The following is a 20598-nucleotide window of genomic DNA, read 5'->3' as shown; positions in this document are numbered from 1 at the left end:
TCATACTTCTATAATAATCGGCAGGATCATCGGGCTCCGCTGCGTCATGTCATATAAATAATTCGAAATTTCTTTCTTTATGGAACTTTTCAACGTTGACCAGTCGGAAAGGCCGCTTGCATTGCAATGATCGATAATATTGACAACAAGGTCACGCGCATGATCCAAAAGGTCTTCCGATTCTTTCATGTAGACAAAGCCGCGTGAAACGATATCGGGTGTAGAAAGAAGTTCACCCGTCTCGCTTGAGGTCGTTACGACGATGATAAACAGGCCGTCGGACGAAAGCTGTTTCCTGTCACGCAGGACTACATTTCCTACATCGCCCACACCAAGCCCGTCAATAAGCACGCTGCCTGACTGTACAGTATCTTTTTGCACGCCTACTTTGCGGTTTAACTCGATGACCGAACCAATTTCAGGAATAAAAATATTTTTCTTCTTAATTCCCATTTTTTCCGCAAGTGCGGCATGCTTATACAGATGCCTGTATTCTCCGTGCACCGGAATAAAGAATTTAGGCTTCACAAGGGAAAGCATCAATTTCAATTCTTCTTCACAGGCATGGCCGGAAACGTGAACCATATCCACCGAATCGTTGATTACACTTGCCCCTTTTCGGTAAAGCATATTGATTACATCCGATACATAACGTTCATTACCCGGAATTGGCGAAGCTGAAATGATCACGAGGTCGCCTTCCTTTACGCTGAGCTTTGCATGTTGGCCCGTGGCCATGCGCACAAGGCCGGACATAGTTTCACCCTGGCTTCCCGTTGTAAGGATTACCACCTGATTATCCCGCAGCTTTTTTAATTCGTCAAAGCTGACCAGCATATCGTCATCAACATTCAGGTATCCCAGCTCCCGTGTAACATTTACAATCTTGATCATGCTCCGCCCGGAAAGACAGATCTTCCGGTTAAAAATGCGGGCAACATCGATTACCTGTTGAATCCTGTGAACATTCGAGGCAAAGGAAGCTACCACAATCCGCCCCTTCGCCTGCCGGAAGTAATTGACGAACGTTTCACCAACCTGGCTTTCCGACATGGTAAAGCCGGGCCGCTCAGCATTCGTACTGTCAGACATCAGGGCGAGCACACCCTTCTTGCCTAATTCCGCAAAACGTGAAAGTTCCATCACTTCTCCGCATGCAGGCGTAAGATCAATTTTAAAATCGCCGGTATGGAGAATTGTGCCAATAGGTGTAGTGATTGCGAGCGCCATTGCATCGTCAATGGAATGACTGACATGGATGTATTCAATAGTAAATACGCCGGCTTTAATTTTATCGCCATTTTTCACAACATGGATTTCCGGCTCGACGCCAGGATGTTCCGTGAGTTTAGCCTCAATAAGAGCCATTGTGAGTGTAGAGCCATAAAGCGGTACATTCTTTAACGCCTGCAGGACATACGGCACGCCGCCGATATGATCCTCATGTCCATGCGTAAAGAAGATGCCTTTGATTTTCTGTGCGTTTTTCTGAAGATATGCCGTATCCGCAATGACGTAGTCCACTCCCAGCATTTCTTCCCGCGGAAACATCATCCCCGCGTCAATTACGATGATATCATTTTCAAATTCGATTACCGTCATATTCTTGCCGATTTCCCCAATTCCCCCAAGGGGTATAATCTTGATCGACGGTGCCGGGGTATGCGTCTTCTGCTGCGCTTTTTGCCGCGGCATTTTATTTCTTGTCCTATTATTATCCAAAATCCTTTTTCTCTCTTTTCTACCTGAGGTGCTTTTTTATTATTTTATTATACCATAAATGCGCCACATACGCATTTACAGAATGAATTTTTGCAGGTTTGTATACTGCTCTTCATTTTTTAAATGCTCGGTAACGTAATTTCCGTCAATTACAACATCGACCGCAGGCTCAATTCCACTCGCGTTGAATGAAATGTCATCCAGTAGATTTTCCAGAATGGTATGCAATCTGCGTGCACCGATATTTTCTGTACTTTCATTGACGACCTGTGCAAATTCCGCAATCTTTTTGAGCGCATCGGCAGTAAATTTCAGGTTAACGCCGTCTGCTGCAAGAAGCGCTTCATATTGCTTGGTAATTGCATTTTTAGGCTGGGTCAGAATCTGTTCAAATTCCTTTTTCGTCAGATTTTCAAGCTCCACCTTGATGGGAAAGCGGCCCTGAAGCTCGGGGATCAGGTCAGAAATTTTCGCCACATGGAACGCGCCGGCAGCAATAAACAACATATAATCCGTTTTGACCGGGCCATACTTAGTAACAACTGTACTTCCTTCTACGATAGGTAAAATATCCCTTTGAACACCTTCGCGCGATACATCGGGGCCATTGCCTGCTCCTTTTCCGGCTACTTTATCAATTTCATCCAAAAAGATAATACCATCCTGTTCCGCACGTTCAATGGCAGTTTGCGTGACTTCGTCCATGTCGATCAGCTTTTCTGCTTCTTCCTGTTCCAGGATCTTTTTGGCCTCCACAAGGTTCACTTTCCGCTTCTTCTTTTTTGGAGGAAGGATTCCGGAAAGCAGGTCGCCCATGCTTTCGCCGCCCATACCGGGAATTTCCATTCCCATACCCTGATTTACTTCCACTTCGATTTCGATCACTAGGCTATCGAGCTTCCCGGCACGCAGGTTTGCACGAATCTCGTCTCTGCGGGACATACGCTTCTGTTTCTCTTCATCACTTTCAGCGGGTGCAGCTTCGATTTGCGGAGCGCCAAACAATGCGCCAAGCGGATTGGTGTTTTGCCGCGCCTGCTTATTGGGTACCAAAATATCCACGAGGCGTTCTTCAGCATTTGCTGCCGCACGGCTTTTTACCGTTTCAAAGCGCTGTTGTTTCACCATGCGGATTGAGGACTCCACAAGATCGCGCACCATAGATTCCACATCGCGGCCGACATATCCTACTTCCGTAAATTTAGTTGCTTCCACCTTCACAAAAGGCGCATCCATGAGTCTTGCCAGACGGCGCGCAATTTCCGTTTTACCGACGCCCGTGGGCCCCATCATAATAATATTTTTGGGAGTAATTTCCTCACGCATCTCCGGTTCTAGTTTGCTTCTGCGATAGCGGTTGCGAAGGGCGATTGCTACGGCTTTTTTGGCCTTGTCCTGCCCTACAATATATTTATCGAGTTCTGCTACAATTTCTTTTGGCGTTAAATATGACATTTGTTTCACCTACACTTCTTCCACTGTGATATTGTCGTTTGTATATACGCAAATTTCGCTTGCGATTTTGAGACCTTTATATGCGATTTCTTCCGCAGAGAGATCCGTATTTTGGACAAGCGCACGCGCGGCTGCAAGAGCATATGTGCCGCCTGAACCGATTGCGCACACGCCGTCGTCGGGTTCAATTACTTCGCCTGTACCGGAAATAATCAGCAAATTTTCCTGATCCGCAGCGATCAGCATCGCTTCAAGCTGGCGCATTGCTTTATCGCTACGCCATTCCTGCGCAAGCTCGACAGCGCTGCGCTGCAAACTTCCGCCATACTCTTCGAGTTTTGCTTCAAATTTTTCAGAAAGCGCAAATGCATCGGCTACGCTTCCCGCAAAACCGATGACGACTTTGTCGCCATAAATCCGCCGAACCTTGGTAGCTCCTTTTTTCATAATTACGCTTTCGCCGAGCGTTACCTGCCCGTCTCCAGCGATTGCACATTTATCCCCTTTTTTTACTGCCAGTATGGTTGTTCCCTTGAGTCCCATTTGTATCCTCCGTTTATAATCCAAAATGATGGATCGTTGTTTTCAGTTTTTCAAGTGCACGCTCCGCAATGCGCGTCTTTTTTTCTTCTTTGTTTCTGATTCTCTGCCCCAGCGGCCGCATAATGCCAAAATTAATATTCATTGGCTGGAAATTACCTGTAACCGCACCGGAAATATACCTACATAAAGCGCCTGAGGCAGTCTCATCGTCAAAATCCGGAAGCGGTTTCCCCAAATATTCACACGCGGCAAAGATTCCACCAAGCAAACCGCTTGACGTACTCTCGACATATCCCTCTACACCGGTAATCTGTCCAACAAACCGAATCAGCGGATTTTTTTCCAATCGGTAATATCGGTCAAGAAGTCTTGGAGAATTGAGGAATGTATTTCTATGCATGATGCCAAAACGCAAATATTCCGCATCTTTCAGCGCGGGGATCAAGCCAAATACCCGCCTTTGCTCCGGGAATTTCAGGTGCGTTTGAAATCCGACAATATTATACATACTTCCCACGTCATTTTCCCGCCGCAACTGTACGACGGCAAATGGTTCCCGTCCTGTTTTGGGATCCGTAAGGCCTTTGGGCTTTAACGGCCCGAAAAGCAATGTGTCGTGACCACGCGATGCCATCGTTTCCACAGGCATACAACCTTCAAATACGCCGTCATGTTCAAATTCCCTCAACTCGGCACAATCTGCAGTCACAAGCGCCTGATAGAATTCTTCATATTCTTCCCGTGTCATCGGACAATTGATATAGTCGCTTCCTCGCCCATATCGCGAGGCAAAAAAGGCGCTGTCCATATCAATGCTGCTTGCGGAAACAATCGGTGCAGCCGCATCAAAAAAGTGTAGCCGCTCCTGGCCTGTCAATTCTTTAATTGCCTCTGACAATGCCTGCGATGTAAGCGGACCGCTTGCGACAATAACCATTTCTTCTTTAAATTTAGAGAAATCAGTTACCTCTTCAGAGAGGAGTTCAATCAAGCCGTGCTCACGAATCGCTTGCGTAATGTACGCCGAGAATTTTTCGCGATCCACTGCGAGCGCGCCGCCCGCCGCCACGCTTGTCGCGTCCGCCGCCTGCATAATGAGGCTTTCGAGCAGCCGCATTTCTTCCTTCAATAAACCTGCCGCATTGCAGATCCGGTCTGAGCGCAGGGAATTGCTGCACACGAGTTCCGCAAATAAATCCGACACATGTGCAGGGGATTTTTTTCCCGGCTTCATCTCATAAAGCCGTACCGGAACCCCACGCTTTGCGAGCTGATATGCACATTCACATCCCGCAAGTCCTGCGCCAATGACATTAACTTTCTTTTTTTGCATCTGTATCCGTCTTCTTTTTCTGGTTCGTTATACATTCCGGGTTTGAGCACTTTTTATAAGTCTTTCCGCCATACCGAAATTTAGCTTCTACCATATAAGCGCCGCATTCCGGGCACTTCTCGTCAAGCGGCTTATCCCATGATACAAAATCGCAATTAGGATAATTTTCGCATCCGTAAAAACTTTTACCGGATTTTCCCGCTCGTTTGATGACAACCTTCCCGCCGCATTTCGGACAGGGAACATCAATCTGTTTTACGATTGGTTTGGTATTTTTGCATTCCGGATAATTGGGGCATGCCAGGAATTCACCAAAACGTCCGGTCTTATAAACCATATTTGCTCCACATTTTTCACAAATAACATCCGAAACTTTCTCGGGCAGCTTGATGCGCTCAATATTCTTCTCGCCGGCTTCAAGGTCTTTTTCAAAAGGGCCATAAAAGTCGCCGATGACTTTTTTCCAGTCGTTGCCCTCCTGCTCCACACCGTCAAGTTTTTCTTCCATGTCGGCAGTAAACGCAATATCCACAATATCGGAAAAATTCTTTGCCATCAAGTCCGTCACAATCTCACCAAGCTCGGTCGGGACAAAGGATTTCGCTTCTTTTTGGACATAACCCCGGTCCTGAATTGTAGAAATAATAGGCGCGTAAGTGCTTGGGCGGCCAATTCCCCTTTCTTCAAGGAATTTAATCAGAGCAGCTTCCGTGTAGCGCGCCGGCGGCTGTGTAAAATTCTGTTTTGGAGTCACGCCGAGGCATTCCAGGGTCTCGCCTTGCTCGGCCTTCGGCAACATCTTCTGGTCATCGTCTTCTGTCTTGGAATCATAGACCGCCAGATGCCCTTTAAACAAGATGCGCGAGCCGCTCGCTTTAAAGGTTTGGCCGTTCGCATCAATATCGTAACTGAGCGTTTCGAACTGCGCAGGCATCATCTGGCTTGCCAAGAAACGCGTATAAATCAGCTTATAAAGCTTAAACTGATCGTTGGTCAAATATTGTCTGACACTCTCCGGCGTGTTTTCAATGTAGGTAGGCCGGATCGCTTCATGGGCGTCCTGCGCATTTTTGCGTCCCTTATAAATATTGGGTTTCGCCGGCGCGTATTCATCTCCATAAGTTTTTTTTATATGGGCAAGCGCCGCTTCCTGCGCTTCGCCTGAGATGCGTGTGGAATCCGTTCTCATGTAGGTAATAAGGCCAACGGTATTGCCATCTTTCAAAGGTACGCCTTCATAAAGCATTTGCGCCAACATCATCGTTTTTTTTGCGGTAAAACCAAGTTTCCCGGATGCCGATTGCTGTAGAAAACTTGTAGTAAACGGCGGTAAGGCATTTTTTTTGCGCGTACCGCTTTTTACTTTAGAAACGATAAAATCCGCGTCCTTGACGGCATCCAGTACAGCCTGCGCGTCTGCTTCCGTATCGAGCTTTGCCTTTTTGCTTCCCGGGCCATAATATTTGGCTTCAAATTCCTGCTGCTCTTTTTTGAGTTTTGCGCTGATTGTCCAGAATTCTTCCGGTTTAAAATTACGGATTTCATTCTCGCGGTCAACAATCACCTTGACCGCAACGCTCTGCACCCTTCCTGCTGAAAGCCCTTTTTTCACTTTCTTCCAAAGCAAAGGACTCAATTTATAGCCAACCAACCGGTCAAGCACGCGGCGCGCCTGCTGCGCGTCCACGCGATCCATATCGATTGACCGCGGATGTGTAATTGCGTTTGTAACCGCATCTTTCGTAATTTCATTGAATTCGATCCTGCTTACTTCTCCGGGATCAAGCCCGAGAATATTTGCAATATGCCAGGAAATTGCTTCACCTTCGCGGTCCGGGTCAGTTGCGAGATACACTTTGGAAGACTTTTTGGCCTCATCTTTAAGCGTTTTGATGAGCGGTGCCTTGCCCCGGATAGTCGTATATTCCGGCTCGAAGTTGTTTTCTACATCCACTCCTATTTTGCTTTTAGGAAGATCACGCAAATGCCCGTTTGACGCACGTACCGCGTAGCCCCTGCCTAAAAATTTTTCAATTGTTTTTGCCTTTGCCGGAGATTCTACAATCACCAGCTTTTGATTGGATGTTTTTGTCTTACCAGTGTTTTTTTTCGCCGTTTTTTTCTTTACGGCAGTCTTTTTTGCAGCGCCAGCCGCTTCCTTTGCCATTCTATTCCTCCAGATAATCTCCTGTACTATATTATAATCATTATCAAACAGTTGTAATGTAAATTAACTGTTAATTCTGAACCGGTCGCCTGGCATTCCCTCGATCAAACCTTTGAGTTCCATTACGGTAAGGATGGTATTGATGTCTTTGATCGCAATACCGGTTTCTCCTGCCAAGTCCCCCGCTGATAAATTCTCCTTTAAAAGCAGATTATATATCTGTGCTTCCAATAAATCAAGCTTATTTGCGCCATTTTTGCTTTTTTGTACGGCGGAGTCATGCCTCATTCGCCATCCCATGCCATTCATAACATCGGCTGCCTTCTGCACAACCGGGGCGCCCGAATCCATCAGGTATAAGGGAAGTTTCGCTACCGGGGATTTCAGGTCGCATATCATGGTATAAACGTCCCGCCCCTGCCGCAGCGCATCGTCTACCGTAATGCGCGCGCCGCTCCTTTCGCCGCCTTCTCCTGCAATCAGGACGTTGGAAAGGCCGGAAACAATTCGGTTGCGTTGCGGAAAAAACTGCGGCTTGGGTTCGGTACCGGGTAGAAATTCGGAAATAACAGCTCCGCTATCCAAAATTCGCTCGTATAATTCCCGGTTCTCCTGCGGATATACCACATCGGCTCCGCATCCAAGGACGGCAACCGTAATACCGTTTGCTTCTAATGCACCCATATGTGCGGCCGTATCAATTCCACGCGCCATCCCTGAAACAATGACGACGCCTTCCCCGGCAAGGCCGCATGCCAAGGAACGTGCCGTGGAAAAACCATTTTTGGTGGGACGCCGCGAACCAACAATTGCACAGGACATCTCATCAAAGTTTGGCAAAACTCCTTTATAAAATAAAACGGGCGGTGGATTTTCAATTTCGGCCAACGTATGCGGATAGTCCTGATTGAGGCGGGTTAAGACCTGAATGCCCTTTCGTGTGCAACTATCCAAAAGACGATCGATATAGGATTCATTGGCGCTTTCCAAAAGCGCCTTTTTTTGTTTTGCAGTAACGGATTTTACAAGTTCTGGAATTAGGGCGCATTCATGGAACGCCTGTTCCAGATCTGTAAATACATTCAGTGTGTCATAAAACCGGACAGGACCGATTCCATCGACGGAAGAAAGCCATAGCCAATACCGTTCCTCCTTTGTGATCTCAGTCATAAGCGTTCCCCCAATATTTACGGTCCAGCGTACGATATTGAATTGCTTCTGCAATATGCGATGCTTCGACCGTTTCTGTATCCTCAAGATCGGCGATCGTGCGTGCAGTAAGCATAACGCGCGTATAGGAACGGGCGCTTAGATTCAATTTTTCATATGCGCTTCTAAGAAGAGTCTCAGCCTGCGGAGTGATTTGGCAGAAACATTCGAGCTGTGCCGACGAAAGCTGCGCGTTACAAAATTTTCCGATTGTCCGGTAACGCTGGACCTGAAGAGAACGCGCAGCGTTGACACGCTTGCGTACTTCAGCAGACGATTCCTGTTTTTCATTGCTGCGAATATCATCATAACGCACTTTGCCCACTTCAACGTGTAGGTCGATCCGGTCGAGTAATGGTCCGGATATCTTAGACAGATAGCGCGCAATCTGATTTGGGCTGCAACGGCATTCCGCATCGTCTGAACCGAAATTCCCGCAAGGACAAGGATTCATAGAAGCGACAAACATAAAATCTGCCGGATAAATGACTTTTGCATTGGCGCGGGAAATCGAAACGATTCCGTCTTCGAGTGGTTGGCGCAGCGCTTCCAGAATGGAACGGCCAAATTCAGGGAGCTCGTCAAAATAAAGTACCCCCCTGTGCGCAAGACTGATTTCCCCCGGATTGCTTTTAAGGCCGCCGCCAGTAATTGCGACTGCGGATGACGTATGATGCGGACTGCGAAATGGGCGTGTATTTATAATCTCCTGATTTCGGTTGCGCAGTTCCCCGGCGATAGAATGTATTTTCGTAACCTCAAGGGCTTCTTCAAACGTAAAATCGGGCAGGATTCCGGGCAAGGCCTTTGCAAGCATGCTTTTGCCCGCCCCCGGTGGGCCGATTAAAAGGATATTATGCCCCCCGGCCGCTGCAATTTCCATTGCGCGCTTGGCCTTTTCCTGTCCGCGAATTTCGCAGAAATCAACATCCGTTTTTCCAGTCTGCTTGGGCGGGTTCCATTCGGAAGCGGGAAAAAAAACGGGTTTTTCCTGCTTATTCAAAATGGCCGCCAATTCTGCAAGATGTTTGACAGGTAAAATACGGATGTCGCTGATATAGCTGGCTTCCTGCGCGTTTTCCTGTGGAACGACCATCAGATTGAAGCCGCGTTTTCGTGCCTCGATTACCATCGGAAGAATCCCATTCACGGCACGAACTTCACCGTTCAGGGAAAGCTCGCCGAATATTACCATATATTTCAGCAAATCTGGTAATACCTGATCGCTGGCGGTAAGAAGCCCGATGGCAATAGCGAGGTCATAGACAGGACCTTCCTTTCTCTGGTCTGCTGGAGCAAGATTCACCGTAATCCGTTTTGCCGGATACTCAAAACCGGAATTTTTGATAGCAGAGCGAACGCGTTCTTTTGATTCCTTTACCGCTGCGTCGGGAAGCCCCACGAGTTCGTAAGCAGGAAGACCGTTATAGACATCCGTTTCCACTAAAACCGGATACCCATCAAGCCCGGTTAGTCCGAAACTTAAAACCTTAGCGAGCAATTTTCCCTTCCCCCCTTAACATCAGCCATAGAACGGCCAGGACGGCAGCCAACGCAGAGCCGTCACGTAATCTGTATCAAACGGAATACCTGTAATCACCGGATAAAACACCGCAAACATCACGACGCAGGCAATCACAAATCCCCACATGAATTGCTTGCCGTATTTAAAGTCGCGCTCAACATTCCTCAGCCAATAGACAATCAGGATAATAAGAAAAGGTACTGTGGCGAAATAATGGTAAATAAACACTTCACGTGTAACAAACCACCACGGCATAAACTGCGATAAGGCCGCGATTGCAGTGAAGGTCACACCATAATGCCTGTGCTTACCACGAGCGGAATCAATGATTAGCCAGATGCATGCCACTACGCCAGACCACCAGATCAGGGGATTGCCCATTGTAGAAAGCGTGGAAGTGGTATGGTTGAGATCATTATGCCCATTAAAAAACAAGACAGGGCGCACATCAACCGGCCAACTGTACCACATGGAAGAGAACGGATGCACATGATCCGGGTTCAGTGTAGAATGATAATTGAGCATATAGAACTGGTTGCCGATAATGCTGTGATGTTCCTTCAGGTTCCCTGGCACTAAGAATTGATACGCTTCTCCCTGGGTAACGACTGTGTATGGATAATATGATGCAATGTAAATTACGGCAGGCACAATAATGAAAAACAGCACGCACCAACAGAGGATCAGCGCGACGTTAATCCTATATTTTTTAACAATAGAACGATACAGAGGTATTCCTCCTGGATCCGGAGACTCTCCGGTTTCGTGGGCAAGCAGTTTTTCTTTCGCAAACCGGTATTCCTTATACCGGTTGTAAAGCGTCATACAGAAGATAACGGCAAGTCCTGCTCCCGCATAGATACACAGCCATTTGGTCGCCGCGCCGATCCCGAAGAACAGTCCGCTTAGTGCCAGAGGAATCAGTGTCTTTGATATTTTCTGCCGATTGAAATTGCTTTGTGTAAATTGATACATAAACAGATACATCAGCATAATCCACAAAATGCTGTAGCTGTCGATCGTACCGATCCGCGTTTGCGCAAAATGCATAAAATCAACGGCAAATAAAATTGTTGCGACCGCTGCATATTTGCTCTTTTTGAAAAGCATTTTTGCAAAAATATAGAGCACCGGAAGCATCAATACTCCGGTAAGCGTTCCCATAAACCGCCATCCGAACGGATTCATTCCAAATAGCTGGATGCCGCAGGCAAGGATCAATTTACCAAGCGGAGGATGTGTGATTTCATAGGGTTCAATTCCGTGAATATTTTCATATGCTGTTCTTACATGGTAAATTTCATCAAAATAGAAATCTGTCATATAAGTAGATTCTTCGGGTACAAGGTTTTGCTCGTCAAATAATACTTGGGCTGAAGAAGGCGTGATATTTTGTGGTTCAAGCAGATTTCCTTGCGCATCTTTAAAAGCAACCTCCAAAATAGGAAGCGATCCGGAAAGCGGCACGATTTTAATATATTTTGCATCTACGCCCGTTGTGTAAATTTGCCACTTATACATATTGGCAAATTTGTGTTCGATTTCAGAGAGCGTTGTCCCACTTTTTTCAAGTACGACAGGCGCATAGGTGACTCCATCTTCGGAATAATAGAATTCCAGCTTTGCTTCCCCATATCCAGCGTAGTATTCAACCGTAGAGATCGGTTCTGCTTGGGAAAATTCCACAATAACCGGTTCGCTCTCAAGCTGCGCCGGAGTTTCCGGAATCTGGAAGGTTCCGAGGTTTGTGAATGCAACCACAGCATAAATAGCCGATATAGCGAGCATCAAAAGGCCGTCTTTTTTGTTCAGCGTCTTTTTTTCTTCGAAATTTTCCAGGCGAAGATGTGCCGGAGGCTTTTTTAACGTCTCCATCGCAGAAATATCCGAATCTTCCGTTTTTTCGCGGATGGATCCAAAAGCCAGTTTTGTAACGACATATCCTGTATAAATAAAAATTCCCATACTGAAAGCAGATACGCTTACCGTCCAGGCCAAGGGAATCATTACCTGGTAATAATAAAGCGATAGACTCTGATTCAAGAGAAGCGCAATAAAAGTAAGAACAACCGGCCAGATCAGGCGCTTATCTTTCATAAAAATGAAAGCAAATAACAATAACACCGGAACCGGGAACAAATACCGGTCATGCATACCGTGTCCGAGAGCAAACACTCCCATGATCATGAAAGCGGCAAGCGCGAACAAAAATTCCTTTCTTGGATTCTTCAGATACAGGAACAAGGAATACCCACAAACGAGGGCAATCAGGATAAATCCCCATACGTCGGCTGTAAGCCCGAGAAATACGGCCTGGCTGGAAGAAATAAAATTTTGCCCCAACATTGCAAACAAATTAAACGCGTTGAGGGAAGCCTGATCGTATTGCCCCACTGTGCTCAGAAACTGTTTTACAAGCCAGAGGGGTTCCTGGTTTCCGGCAAACGGCAGTGGGATCAGGAAAAAGAGACCTGCCATTGCGCCAATAGATATCAGCAGGTTCAAAACATCCTTTTTGCGGTTTTGGGAAACAATTACATTGCGTATCAAAACAAAGGCAAGGATCGGGAAAATCATGATTGCCTGCGGTTTTAATAAAAATGCTGCGATAAATGCAACGGAAGCCCAGATTGGACGGTCTTTTACCAAAAGATAAATTACAAGAACCATCATAAGCGTGATGATAATGTCAACCTGCCCCCAGATACTTGAATTAAAAATAACAGCCGGATTCAGCAGGATAAGCGTACTGAGTAATAATGCGGTATTGGGACGGAATTTTTGTGAGGCGAGACGGTATACCACATATGCAGCCACGATATCGCAGCAAATCGCCGGAATGTGGATCATCAACGCAAATTCCGGGCCGCCAAGACTCAAGGAAAACGTGTTCTGAAGAAATCCGAAGAAATAAAGTACGTAAATATAGACAGGAGGGTAATCTGCAAAAAAATCACTTGTATAGAAATTCTCAAGACCGCCGGTGTAAGAATAATTTGCCCAGGCTTTGAAGCAATCAAGATCGGTTACATATCCAGGCATGGAATAGGCTAGCGCCAAGCGCACTAAAACAGCGATGACGGCGAATATAGCAAACATCATCCCCGCTGAAACAGGTTTTTCAAAAGGATTTCTTGTTTTCCTGCCATAATATAAATAGGCAACTAAAAACAAAAAAATGACACCGAGCACGGTAAACCATACAATCAATTCATTTTGAGCTTCCATAAATTACCACCACTTTAATTCATCCCAAATGCATTATCAATATAATTAAGCCGGTTGCCTTCATTGGGATAGACTTCCGCTACGTCAAAACGTATATTGTTCTCATAAAACCCATGCTGCGCGATAAAGTGCTGGGCCGTCTGTATCAAAACCTGCTGCTTACGGTACCCAACTGCTTCCGCCGCCGTTCCGTAATTTAAACCGGACCGGGTTTTCACTTCAATGAATACAACCGTATCGCCTTCCATGGCAATAAGGTCAATTTCCCCTTTTCCGGCCCGGTAGTTCCGGCCAAGCAACTGCATCCCGTTGCGGAGAATATATTGGCAAACGAGATCCTCCCCTGTTTTTCCAAGTTGCAGCGTATCAGTCATTTTGTATCAACTTCCTTAAGAATGTCTTCCGATGAATGTCCAGAATCCCGTAGGTGCGAATCGCGTCATAATGCGCTTTCGTCCCATAGCCCTTATGTTTTGCGAAGAGATATTCTGGATATTGCTTATCATATTCCCGCATAATACGGTCCCGCGTTACTTTTGCGACGATGGATGCAGCCGCAATCGTATATACCTTTGCGTCACCCTTGATAAGCGGAGTATACGGAATATCGGTTTCTATTGCCATTGCATCCGTATACACATGCTGTGGGCGAATCTCAAGACCACGCAAAGCGTTTTCAAAAGCCTTGCGTGTAGCGTTTAGAATATTGACCTCATCAATTACCCTATTATCTACGACGGATATTGAATAGCCGACAGCCTTTTTTAATATTATATCATATAACGCTTCCCTGCGCTTCTCCGAAACTTTTTTTGAATCGTCGATTCCAAGAATCAAGTCGTCGCACGGCATAATCACACATGCAGCTACAACCGGGCCCGCGAGCGGTCCTCTCCCGGCCTCATCAATTCCGGCTACCAGTTCTCCGTGTTCCCAGTGTATCCGCTCATATGAAGTCATGAGCTGCAGCTTTTCACGCCATGCATCTTCCCGTTTTCCCATGGTATACTTTACTCCGGTTTTTCCAGGGAAAGCCGTCCCAGCCTTCCATTTTTAAATTCGTCGAGCAGTGTTTTAGCTCCCCGCTCCGTATCATATACGCCGCCTTTTAACAGGAAGCCCCTTGCACGGCAGATATCTTCCAGCAGACCGAAATCATTTTTATCGAGGGAATCCAATTGATAACGATTCTGCAAAAGAGCGGGCGCGGTCTGCTTCAGGAAGCCGATCAGGTAGAATGCCAGCGCCTCTTCATCAAGAATATCAAGTTTCACACTGCCAATCAATGCGACGACGGCTCCGGTCCTTTCCTCCTGAAATTTTGGCCACAGCAGTCCCGGAGTATCCATGATCTCTAAATGCTCGTCAATTTTAGCCCATTGGAGTGCCTTGGTTACACCCGGGCGGTTGCCTTCCTTCAGCTTTTTTTCACCGGAAAGGCGGTTTAAAATTGCAGATTTTCCCACGTTTGGAATACCAACGATCGCACAACGCAGCGTTTTATTCATTCCTTTTTCACGATAGCGACGCAAGAGGGGCGCGGCGCAGTCGATGATCTGCTTTTTTAGCAACTCTACATTTCCGCGTGTAGCCGAGAAAGAAACGGCTCGAATTTTTTGGTTTTTAAAATAACACAGCCAATTTTTCGTTATATTCTCGTCGGCAAGATCCGCTTTGTTCAAGACATAAAATCTCGTTTTGTGCGAAAAAAGATCATCAAAATCGGGATTCAGAGAGCTAGCCGGCGCACGTGCGTCAAGAACTTCGATGACAAGATCTACAGTTTTTAGTTTTTCTTTCAATTGCCTGCGGGCTTTTGCCATATGCCCGGGATACCACTGAATATCCAATTTCCTGCTCCTTTCCCATGATATAAAAAAATAGGGGGCATAACGCCCCCGCATTTTTTAAGCTTCTTTGATCTTTGCGGCTTTGCCAACCCTGTCGCGCAAATAAAACAATTTTGCTCTGCGCACGCGGCCATGGCGAAGCACTTCGATTTTGTCCACCCGGGGCGAATGGATCGGGAATGTTCTTTCCACCCCAATACCGTAAGATACGCGTCGTACCGTAATCGTTTCGGAAAGGCCGCCGCCTTTCTTTGCAATTAAATATCCCTCGAATGCCTGTAATCTTTCTCTGGTTCCTTCTACAACCTTTACATACACCTTAACTGTATCTCCCACCTTCATAGCGGGCAGATCCGTTTTAAGCTGTTCGGCTTCTACTGCTCTGATAATATCGTTCATTTGAATTTCCTCCTTCCCCTGCAGACGTTCTTACCCGCATATTCGGGCAGCGGACCATCCTAATTCAAAAAACACTAAAATTTTATCACAACTTGACCAGAAGATCAAGTTTGTTTTTTTAACCGGTCCAAAATTTCCAGGTCTTCCTTGCTAAGCTCCGCACTTTCTAAAAGCTCAGGCCGGCATAAAAGGGTTTTCAGGAGGGCCTGTTCCCTTTGCCAGGCAGCAATGTTTTTATGGTGTCCGGAAAGAAGTACTTCCGGTACTTCCATTCCCTGAAAGGAAGAAGGACGCGTGTATTGCGGATATTCCAGCAAACCGCCGGAAAAACTTTCTTCGGAAAGCGACTCCGCATTGGAAAGAACTCCGGGCACATAACGCATAACACAATCCATTAATACCATGGCTGGAAGTTCTCCACCGGTCAATACATAGTCCCCAATGGAAATTTCTTCATCGATCAAGTGATCCAGTACGCGCTGATCTACTCCTTCATAATGGCCACATAAAATATTCAGCACTTCATATCCGGAGAATTCCGCAGCCTTTTTCTGAGTGAAAACCTTGCCGGCCGGGCTCATATAGATATTACGGACCTTTCGGGCTGCGTGCTTTTCATTTAGGGCCGCGAAACAACGAAACAGCGGTTGCGGCATCAAAAGCATCCCGGCCCCGCCCCCGAAAGGATATGCATCGACGCGGTTATGCCTGTCTTCCGTGTAGTCGCGAAAATTAACGGCATTGATTTCAATCAGCCCTTTTGCAATCGCCTTTTCACACAGGCTTGTGCCTGTAAAAGCAGAAAACATTTCGGGAAAAATCGTAAGGCAGTTAAATATCATAGACCGCAACCTCGGCGAGCTTTTGCGCATCCACCGTAATGATGCCGCTTTCTATATCACGGTTCAGGACGACATGCTTTACGGAAGGAAATAAGCAGGTACCTTTTTCCATTTTTATAACATACACGTCTGCCGCACCGTTTTGCAGGATATCCTGCAAAACGCCAAGTGATTTTCCCGTTTGATCCGTTACCCGGCAGCCAATTAGGTCTTGAATATAATAAGAACCTTCCGGCAACTTGGCCGCATGTGCTCTGTCGATGTACAGGAAAACCCCACGAAGCGTTTCCGCATCATCACGGGACTCAATACCCTGAAGTTTCAGATAAGCATACCGGGCGTCTATGCGCGTTTTCTCGACGTTTACGCGACGATATCCCGTTTCCGCATTCTTGAAATAAACAAAATCCAGATCAAGGAACCGCGATAAATCGTCAGTAAACGCATCAAGCTTCACTTCACCTTTTACACCCTGTGGTTTCAGGATACGCCCTAACTCGAAGTACTCAGTCATACGATTTCAACAATATATTTTTTTGGTGATTTTGTTGTGGCAGCTTTCACAACGGTACGGATTGCTTTGGCAATCCGACCCTGCTTGCCGATCACTTTACCCATATCGTCAGGCGCAACGGTAAGCTCGAGGATAAAGGCATGCTCTTCCTCGCGCTCAGTCACGCGGACAGAATCCGGTTCATCCACCAAATTCTTGGCAATATATTCTACCAATTCACGCATTGTGATTCACCTTTAGTTGATCGCGCCGCTTTTTTTCAGTAATGCGCGCGCAGTATCCGTAGGCTGTGCACCATTGCCGATCCAGCTTTGCGCTTTTTCATTGTCCAGTTTCAGATCCTTCGTAAGCGGATCATAATATCCAAGCTCTTCGATGTACCTGCCATCGCGGGGTGCGCGCTCATCCGCCACCACCATTCTGTAAAACGGCCGCTTTTTGGAACCCATTCTTTTTAATCTGATTTTTACTGACATAATCTACCTCCAAATAATTTCATAAATGAAACTTTATTATATTTAACCGCTTGCACGGCATAAGACTGTGTTAAAACTAAAATGGCAGTTTCATCATGCCCCGCCGTTTTCCGCCTTTGCCGGAAAATTGCTTAAGCATCTTTTTCATCTGGTCAAACTGGTTCAGAAGCCGGTTTACATCCTGCACCGTCGTTCCGCTTCCTGCGCTGATACGCCGCCTGCGAGAGGCATTGATAACCTGGGGATTCAACCGTTCTTCCCGCGTCATGGATTTTACAATTGCTTTTGTGCGTTCCAGTTGTTTTTCATCAACCGTCATGCCCTTCAGCTTATTTCCACCCGGCATCATAGCCAGAATATCGCTCATGGACCCCATATCCTGAAACTGCTCCAGCTGGTCGAGAAAGTCTTCGAGGGTAAGCTGGTCTTTGGAAATCTTTTTCTGTAATTCGACAGCCTTCTTTTCTTCAAAAGAAGCTTCCGCTTTTTCTATAAGAGACATAACGTCCCCCATGCCGAGAATCCGCGATGCCATACGGTCTGGATAAAATGGCTCAATATCCGAAAGTTTTTCCCCCACACCCACAAATTTGATTGGCTTTCCCGTCACGGAACGGACGGACATTGCCGCACCTCCGCGCGTATCTCCATCGATTTTGGTGAGGATTACGCCGTCAATACCGATATTATCATTGAAAGTCGTCGCCGCGTTTACCGCATCCTGACCGGTCATTGCATCAAGAACCAGCAGCGTTTCCGTCGGGTTCGCCGTTTGTTTGAGATCTTTTAGCTCCGACATCATTTCATCATCGATGTGCAAACGGCCCGCCGTATCTACAATAATCATATCACAGCCAAGTTTCATGGCATGCTTTGCCGCTTCTTTATAAATTTTAGAAGCGTTATCCTGCCCCATATCGAATACGTCCACACCGACTTGCTCACCAACCACATGCAATTGCTTAATGGCTGCCGGACGGTAAATATCACAAGCGACGAGCAACGGTTTTTTACCTTTTTTCTGATAGTATCCAGCAAGTTTTGCGCAGAACGTTGTTTTTCCGGCGCCTTGGAGTCCCATCATCAGGACGACCGTCGGTGGTGTGCTTGCCAATTTGATCTCCGCTTGCTTCCCGCCCAGAAGTTCGGTCATCTCATCGCGTACAAGCTTGATTACCTGTTGCCCGGGCGTAAGGCTCTCAAGAATCTCGGAGCCAACCGCTTTTTCCGATAATTCCTTGATAAATTTCTTTACAACGAGAAAGTTAACGTCCGCTTCAAGCAATACGAGCTTTACTTCCCGCATTGCCGCCTTGATATCTCCTTCGGACAATTTACCGCGCGACGTCAATTTTCTGAACACGTTTTGGAGTTTTTCCGCGATCCCTTCAAATGCCATCTATTTCTCCTTGCTGTTTGCAACCAAGCCAAGCTTGCCTTCCATATCCTTGAGTTTTGCCTGGGCCCGCTTCAGGGTATCCAGTACCCCCTGCCTTGAAATTCCACATTCCTGGGCAATCTCGGCAAGGGAATAATCGTCATTGTAATAGAGTTTAAACAGTTTCGCCTGTTTTTCCGTCAGGAATTCTCCATAAAAATCATAATACAGGCTGAGGCTTAAGTCCTTTTCGCGTTTCATAATATACCGCCCAATCAGCCCGTTCCATACGTATTTTCCCAAGCCGACTGCTCTCAATAATTAAAAACAGATGTAAAGCATAAAAACTTTACACCTGTTTTATTATACATAATTTTTATGAAGTGTCAAGCCTAAGGCCTTTACACTCACAAATTCAGTAGCCGTTTACGCTCCACCGGGCCTCCGTGCCCGGGATAAAAAATTTCCGCGTCCGTCCGTTTTAATGTCCCGATGCTTCGGTCAAGCGCCCTGAAATCCTCTGCGATGCGTGCCCGGCTGACTCCGCATATATTCATGAGCGTATCTCCTACAATGCATGCTTTTCCAGACAGAATCCCAATAGAACCCACCGTATGTCCAGGGAGCGCAATAATTTGCGCATCAATTCCAAACGGCCTGAGATCCTGCCCGTCCTGCAAATAAAAAGCTGGTTCAAACGGTTCGATATATATCCTGTTGATGTTTGCTATAGAAACTTTTTTTATAAAATAGCCGACCGGGCCGCGCGAATCAATTTTATGAATCCGATTATCGCGCACCAGTCTTGCATCCGCCACATGCAGAGCGATTTTGGCGTCAAATTTTTGTGCGAGGAACGCCGCGTTATATGTATGGTCAAAATGACCGTGCGTCAGAAGGATCAGCTCAATATCCCACGGCTTCAGGGCTGCCAGTAATTTTTCCCTTGTGGAGTTTCGTCCTGTATCCACGAGCACGGCATGGCTGCCATTTTCAATGACATAGCAGTTATCTCCGCCAAAGCGCAGCGGAATTATCTGTGTCCCCATATTATTCGAGGATCGCTTTTGCAAATTCGTACGCATCGAAAGGCTGTAAATCATCCACCCCTTCGCCGACACCAATAAAACGCACTGGTACGCCTGTCATATCTTTTACAGCGCATACAACGCCTCCCTTGGCTGTCCCGTCAAGTTTGGTAAGGATGATCCCTGTGAGCTTAACGCTTTCGTTAAACACTTCCGTCTGTGAAATCGCATTTTGTCCTGTTGTAGCATCCACCACAAGGAACGTTTCGCGGTTTGCACCTGGATATTCTTTATCGATGACTCTATTAATTTTTTCGAGTTCGCTCATCAGGTTTTTTTTGTTGTGCAGGCGGCCCGCCGTATCGATGATCAAAAGATCGCTGTCCGCGGCTTTTGCCGCATCGATCGCATCATAAACGACAGCCGCCGGATCAGCGCCTTCCGCATACTTAATTACACGCGTATTCGTACGCTGTCCCCAGATGGAAAGCTGTTCCGCCGCCGCTGCGCGAAAAGTGTCCGCCGCCGCAAGAAGCACCTTTTTACCCTGCGCATTATAGTAATTAGTCAATTTTCCGATCGCTGTGGTTTTTCCCACTCCATTGACGCCTACAATCAGCATTACGGTCGGTTTTTTAATTTCCAGAGGCTGAGCGCTCATATAATCCGCGAGGATTTTTACGAGCATATCCTTGATTTCAGAAGAATCCGAAATTTTGCTCTCTTTTACTTGGTCACGCAATGTTTCAATTACTTTTTCCGTTGTTGCATAGCCAATATCCGAGAGAATCAATGCCTCCTCGAGTTCTTCAAAAAACTCTTCGTCTACTTTGCGGAAATTCTTAATTACTTGGTTGACTTTAGCTGAAAAATTTTCCCGTGTCTTGTTGACACGTTCTTTTAGTTTGTCAAAAAATCCCATTTCTAAA

General features: G+C 46.5%; 20 protein-coding genes. All 20 read right to left on the bottom strand.

Annotated elements, in window-relative coordinates:
* Window positions 1-1695, bottom strand: a complete 1695-nt coding sequence (locus tag H8S18_RS02095; protein WP_186856649.1) for a ribonuclease J — start codon at window positions 1693-1695, stop codon at window positions 1-3.
* Between the two features lie 102 nt (window positions 1696-1797).
* Window positions 1798-3177 carry an ATP-dependent protease ATPase subunit HslU gene (gene hslU, locus H8S18_RS02090; RefSeq protein WP_186856648.1) on the bottom strand — a complete coding sequence of 460 codons (1380 nt, stop codon included), beginning with the start codon at window positions 3175-3177 and terminating at the stop codon, window positions 1798-1800.
* A gap of 9 nt (window positions 3178-3186) precedes the next feature.
* Complete coding sequence (hslV, locus tag H8S18_RS02085) at window positions 3187-3720, bottom strand: ATP-dependent protease subunit HslV (RefSeq protein ID WP_186856647.1); 534 nt, start codon at window positions 3718-3720, stop codon at window positions 3187-3189.
* Window positions 3721-3733: 13 nt separating this feature from the next.
* On the bottom strand, window positions 3734-5053 hold the full coding sequence (trmFO, locus tag H8S18_RS02080) for a methylenetetrahydrofolate--tRNA-(uracil(54)-C(5))-methyltransferase (FADH(2)-oxidizing) TrmFO (RefSeq protein WP_186856646.1): 1320 nt from the start codon (window positions 5051-5053) through the stop codon (window positions 3734-3736).
* Window positions 5034-7220, bottom strand: coding sequence for a type I DNA topoisomerase (topA, locus tag H8S18_RS02075; protein WP_186856645.1), 2187 nt, complete (start codon window positions 7218-7220; stop codon window positions 5034-5036). Before topA ends, trmFO begins: the two co-directional genes overlap by 20 nt.
* 63 nt (window positions 7221-7283) lie before the next feature.
* Complete coding sequence (gene dprA / locus H8S18_RS02070; protein ID WP_186856644.1) at window positions 7284-8390, bottom strand: DNA-processing protein DprA; 1107 nt, start codon at window positions 8388-8390, stop codon at window positions 7284-7286.
* Window positions 8383-9930, bottom strand: coding sequence for a YifB family Mg chelatase-like AAA ATPase (locus H8S18_RS02065; protein ID WP_186856643.1), 1548 nt, complete (start codon window positions 9928-9930; stop codon window positions 8383-8385). The genes dprA and H8S18_RS02065 overlap by 8 nt, the downstream gene beginning before the upstream one ends.
* A 21-nt stretch (window positions 9931-9951) precedes the next feature.
* Entirely contained in the window at window positions 9952-13182 is a 3231-nt protein-coding gene (locus H8S18_RS02060) for a glycosyltransferase family 39 protein (RefSeq protein ID WP_186856642.1), read from the bottom strand.
* A 14-nt stretch (window positions 13183-13196) separates the two neighbouring features.
* On the bottom strand, window positions 13197-13556 hold the full coding sequence (locus H8S18_RS02055; protein WP_186856641.1) for a YraN family protein: 360 nt from the start codon (window positions 13554-13556) through the stop codon (window positions 13197-13199).
* The gene (locus H8S18_RS02050; RefSeq protein WP_186856640.1) at window positions 13549-14184 is read right to left on the bottom strand and encodes a ribonuclease HII; all 636 of its coding nucleotides are present in this window, start codon (window positions 14182-14184) and stop codon (window positions 13549-13551) included. The genes H8S18_RS02055 and H8S18_RS02050 overlap by 8 nt, the downstream gene beginning before the upstream one ends.
* 8 nt (window positions 14185-14192) lie before the next feature.
* Window positions 14193-15032, bottom strand: a complete 840-nt coding sequence (ylqF, locus tag H8S18_RS02045) for a ribosome biogenesis GTPase YlqF (protein ID WP_186856639.1) — start codon at window positions 15030-15032, stop codon at window positions 14193-14195.
* 57 nt (window positions 15033-15089) lie between these two features.
* Window positions 15090-15431: a 50S ribosomal protein L19 gene (rplS, locus tag H8S18_RS02040; RefSeq protein ID WP_186856638.1), complete on the bottom strand. Its 342-nt coding sequence runs from the start codon at window positions 15429-15431 to the stop codon at window positions 15090-15092.
* A 104-nt stretch (window positions 15432-15535) separates the two neighbouring features.
* Window positions 15536-16273: a tRNA (guanosine(37)-N1)-methyltransferase TrmD gene (gene trmD, locus H8S18_RS02035; protein WP_186856637.1), complete on the bottom strand. Its 738-nt coding sequence runs from the start codon at window positions 16271-16273 to the stop codon at window positions 15536-15538.
* Entirely contained in the window at window positions 16263-16787 is a 525-nt protein-coding gene (gene rimM, locus H8S18_RS02030) for a ribosome maturation factor RimM (RefSeq protein WP_186856636.1), read from the bottom strand. Before rimM ends, trmD begins: the two co-directional genes overlap by 11 nt.
* A complete protein-coding gene (locus tag H8S18_RS02025; protein WP_186856635.1) occupies window positions 16784-17011 on the bottom strand; it encodes a KH domain-containing protein in 228 nt (75 codons plus the stop codon). The genes rimM and H8S18_RS02025 overlap by 4 nt, the downstream gene beginning before the upstream one ends.
* Window positions 17012-17023: 12 nt before the next feature.
* Window positions 17024-17263, bottom strand: a complete 240-nt coding sequence (gene rpsP, locus H8S18_RS02020) for a 30S ribosomal protein S16 (protein WP_066518717.1) — start codon at window positions 17261-17263, stop codon at window positions 17024-17026.
* 76 nt (window positions 17264-17339) lie between these two features.
* Window positions 17340-18662: a signal recognition particle protein gene (gene ffh, locus H8S18_RS02015; RefSeq protein ID WP_186856634.1), complete on the bottom strand. Its 1323-nt coding sequence runs from the start codon at window positions 18660-18662 to the stop codon at window positions 17340-17342.
* On the bottom strand, window positions 18663-18902 hold the full coding sequence (gene ylxM, locus H8S18_RS02010) for a YlxM family DNA-binding protein (protein WP_186856633.1): 240 nt from the start codon (window positions 18900-18902) through the stop codon (window positions 18663-18665). It lies immediately after the preceding gene.
* Window positions 18903-19048: 146 nt separating this feature from the next.
* Complete coding sequence (locus H8S18_RS02005) at window positions 19049-19690, bottom strand: MBL fold metallo-hydrolase (RefSeq protein ID WP_186856632.1); 642 nt, start codon at window positions 19688-19690, stop codon at window positions 19049-19051.
* 1 nt (window position 19691) lies between these two features.
* Window positions 19692-20591: a signal recognition particle-docking protein FtsY gene (gene ftsY / locus H8S18_RS02000; protein WP_186856631.1), complete on the bottom strand. Its 900-nt coding sequence runs from the start codon at window positions 20589-20591 to the stop codon at window positions 19692-19694.
* Window positions 20592-20598 lie beyond the last annotated feature (7 nt).

Source organism: Christensenella tenuis, assembly GCF_014287795.1.
Taxonomy (GTDB): domain Bacteria; phylum Bacillota; class Clostridia; order Christensenellales; family Christensenellaceae; genus Christensenella; species Christensenella tenuis.
This window is presented reverse-complemented; position numbering and strand designations above follow the sequence as displayed.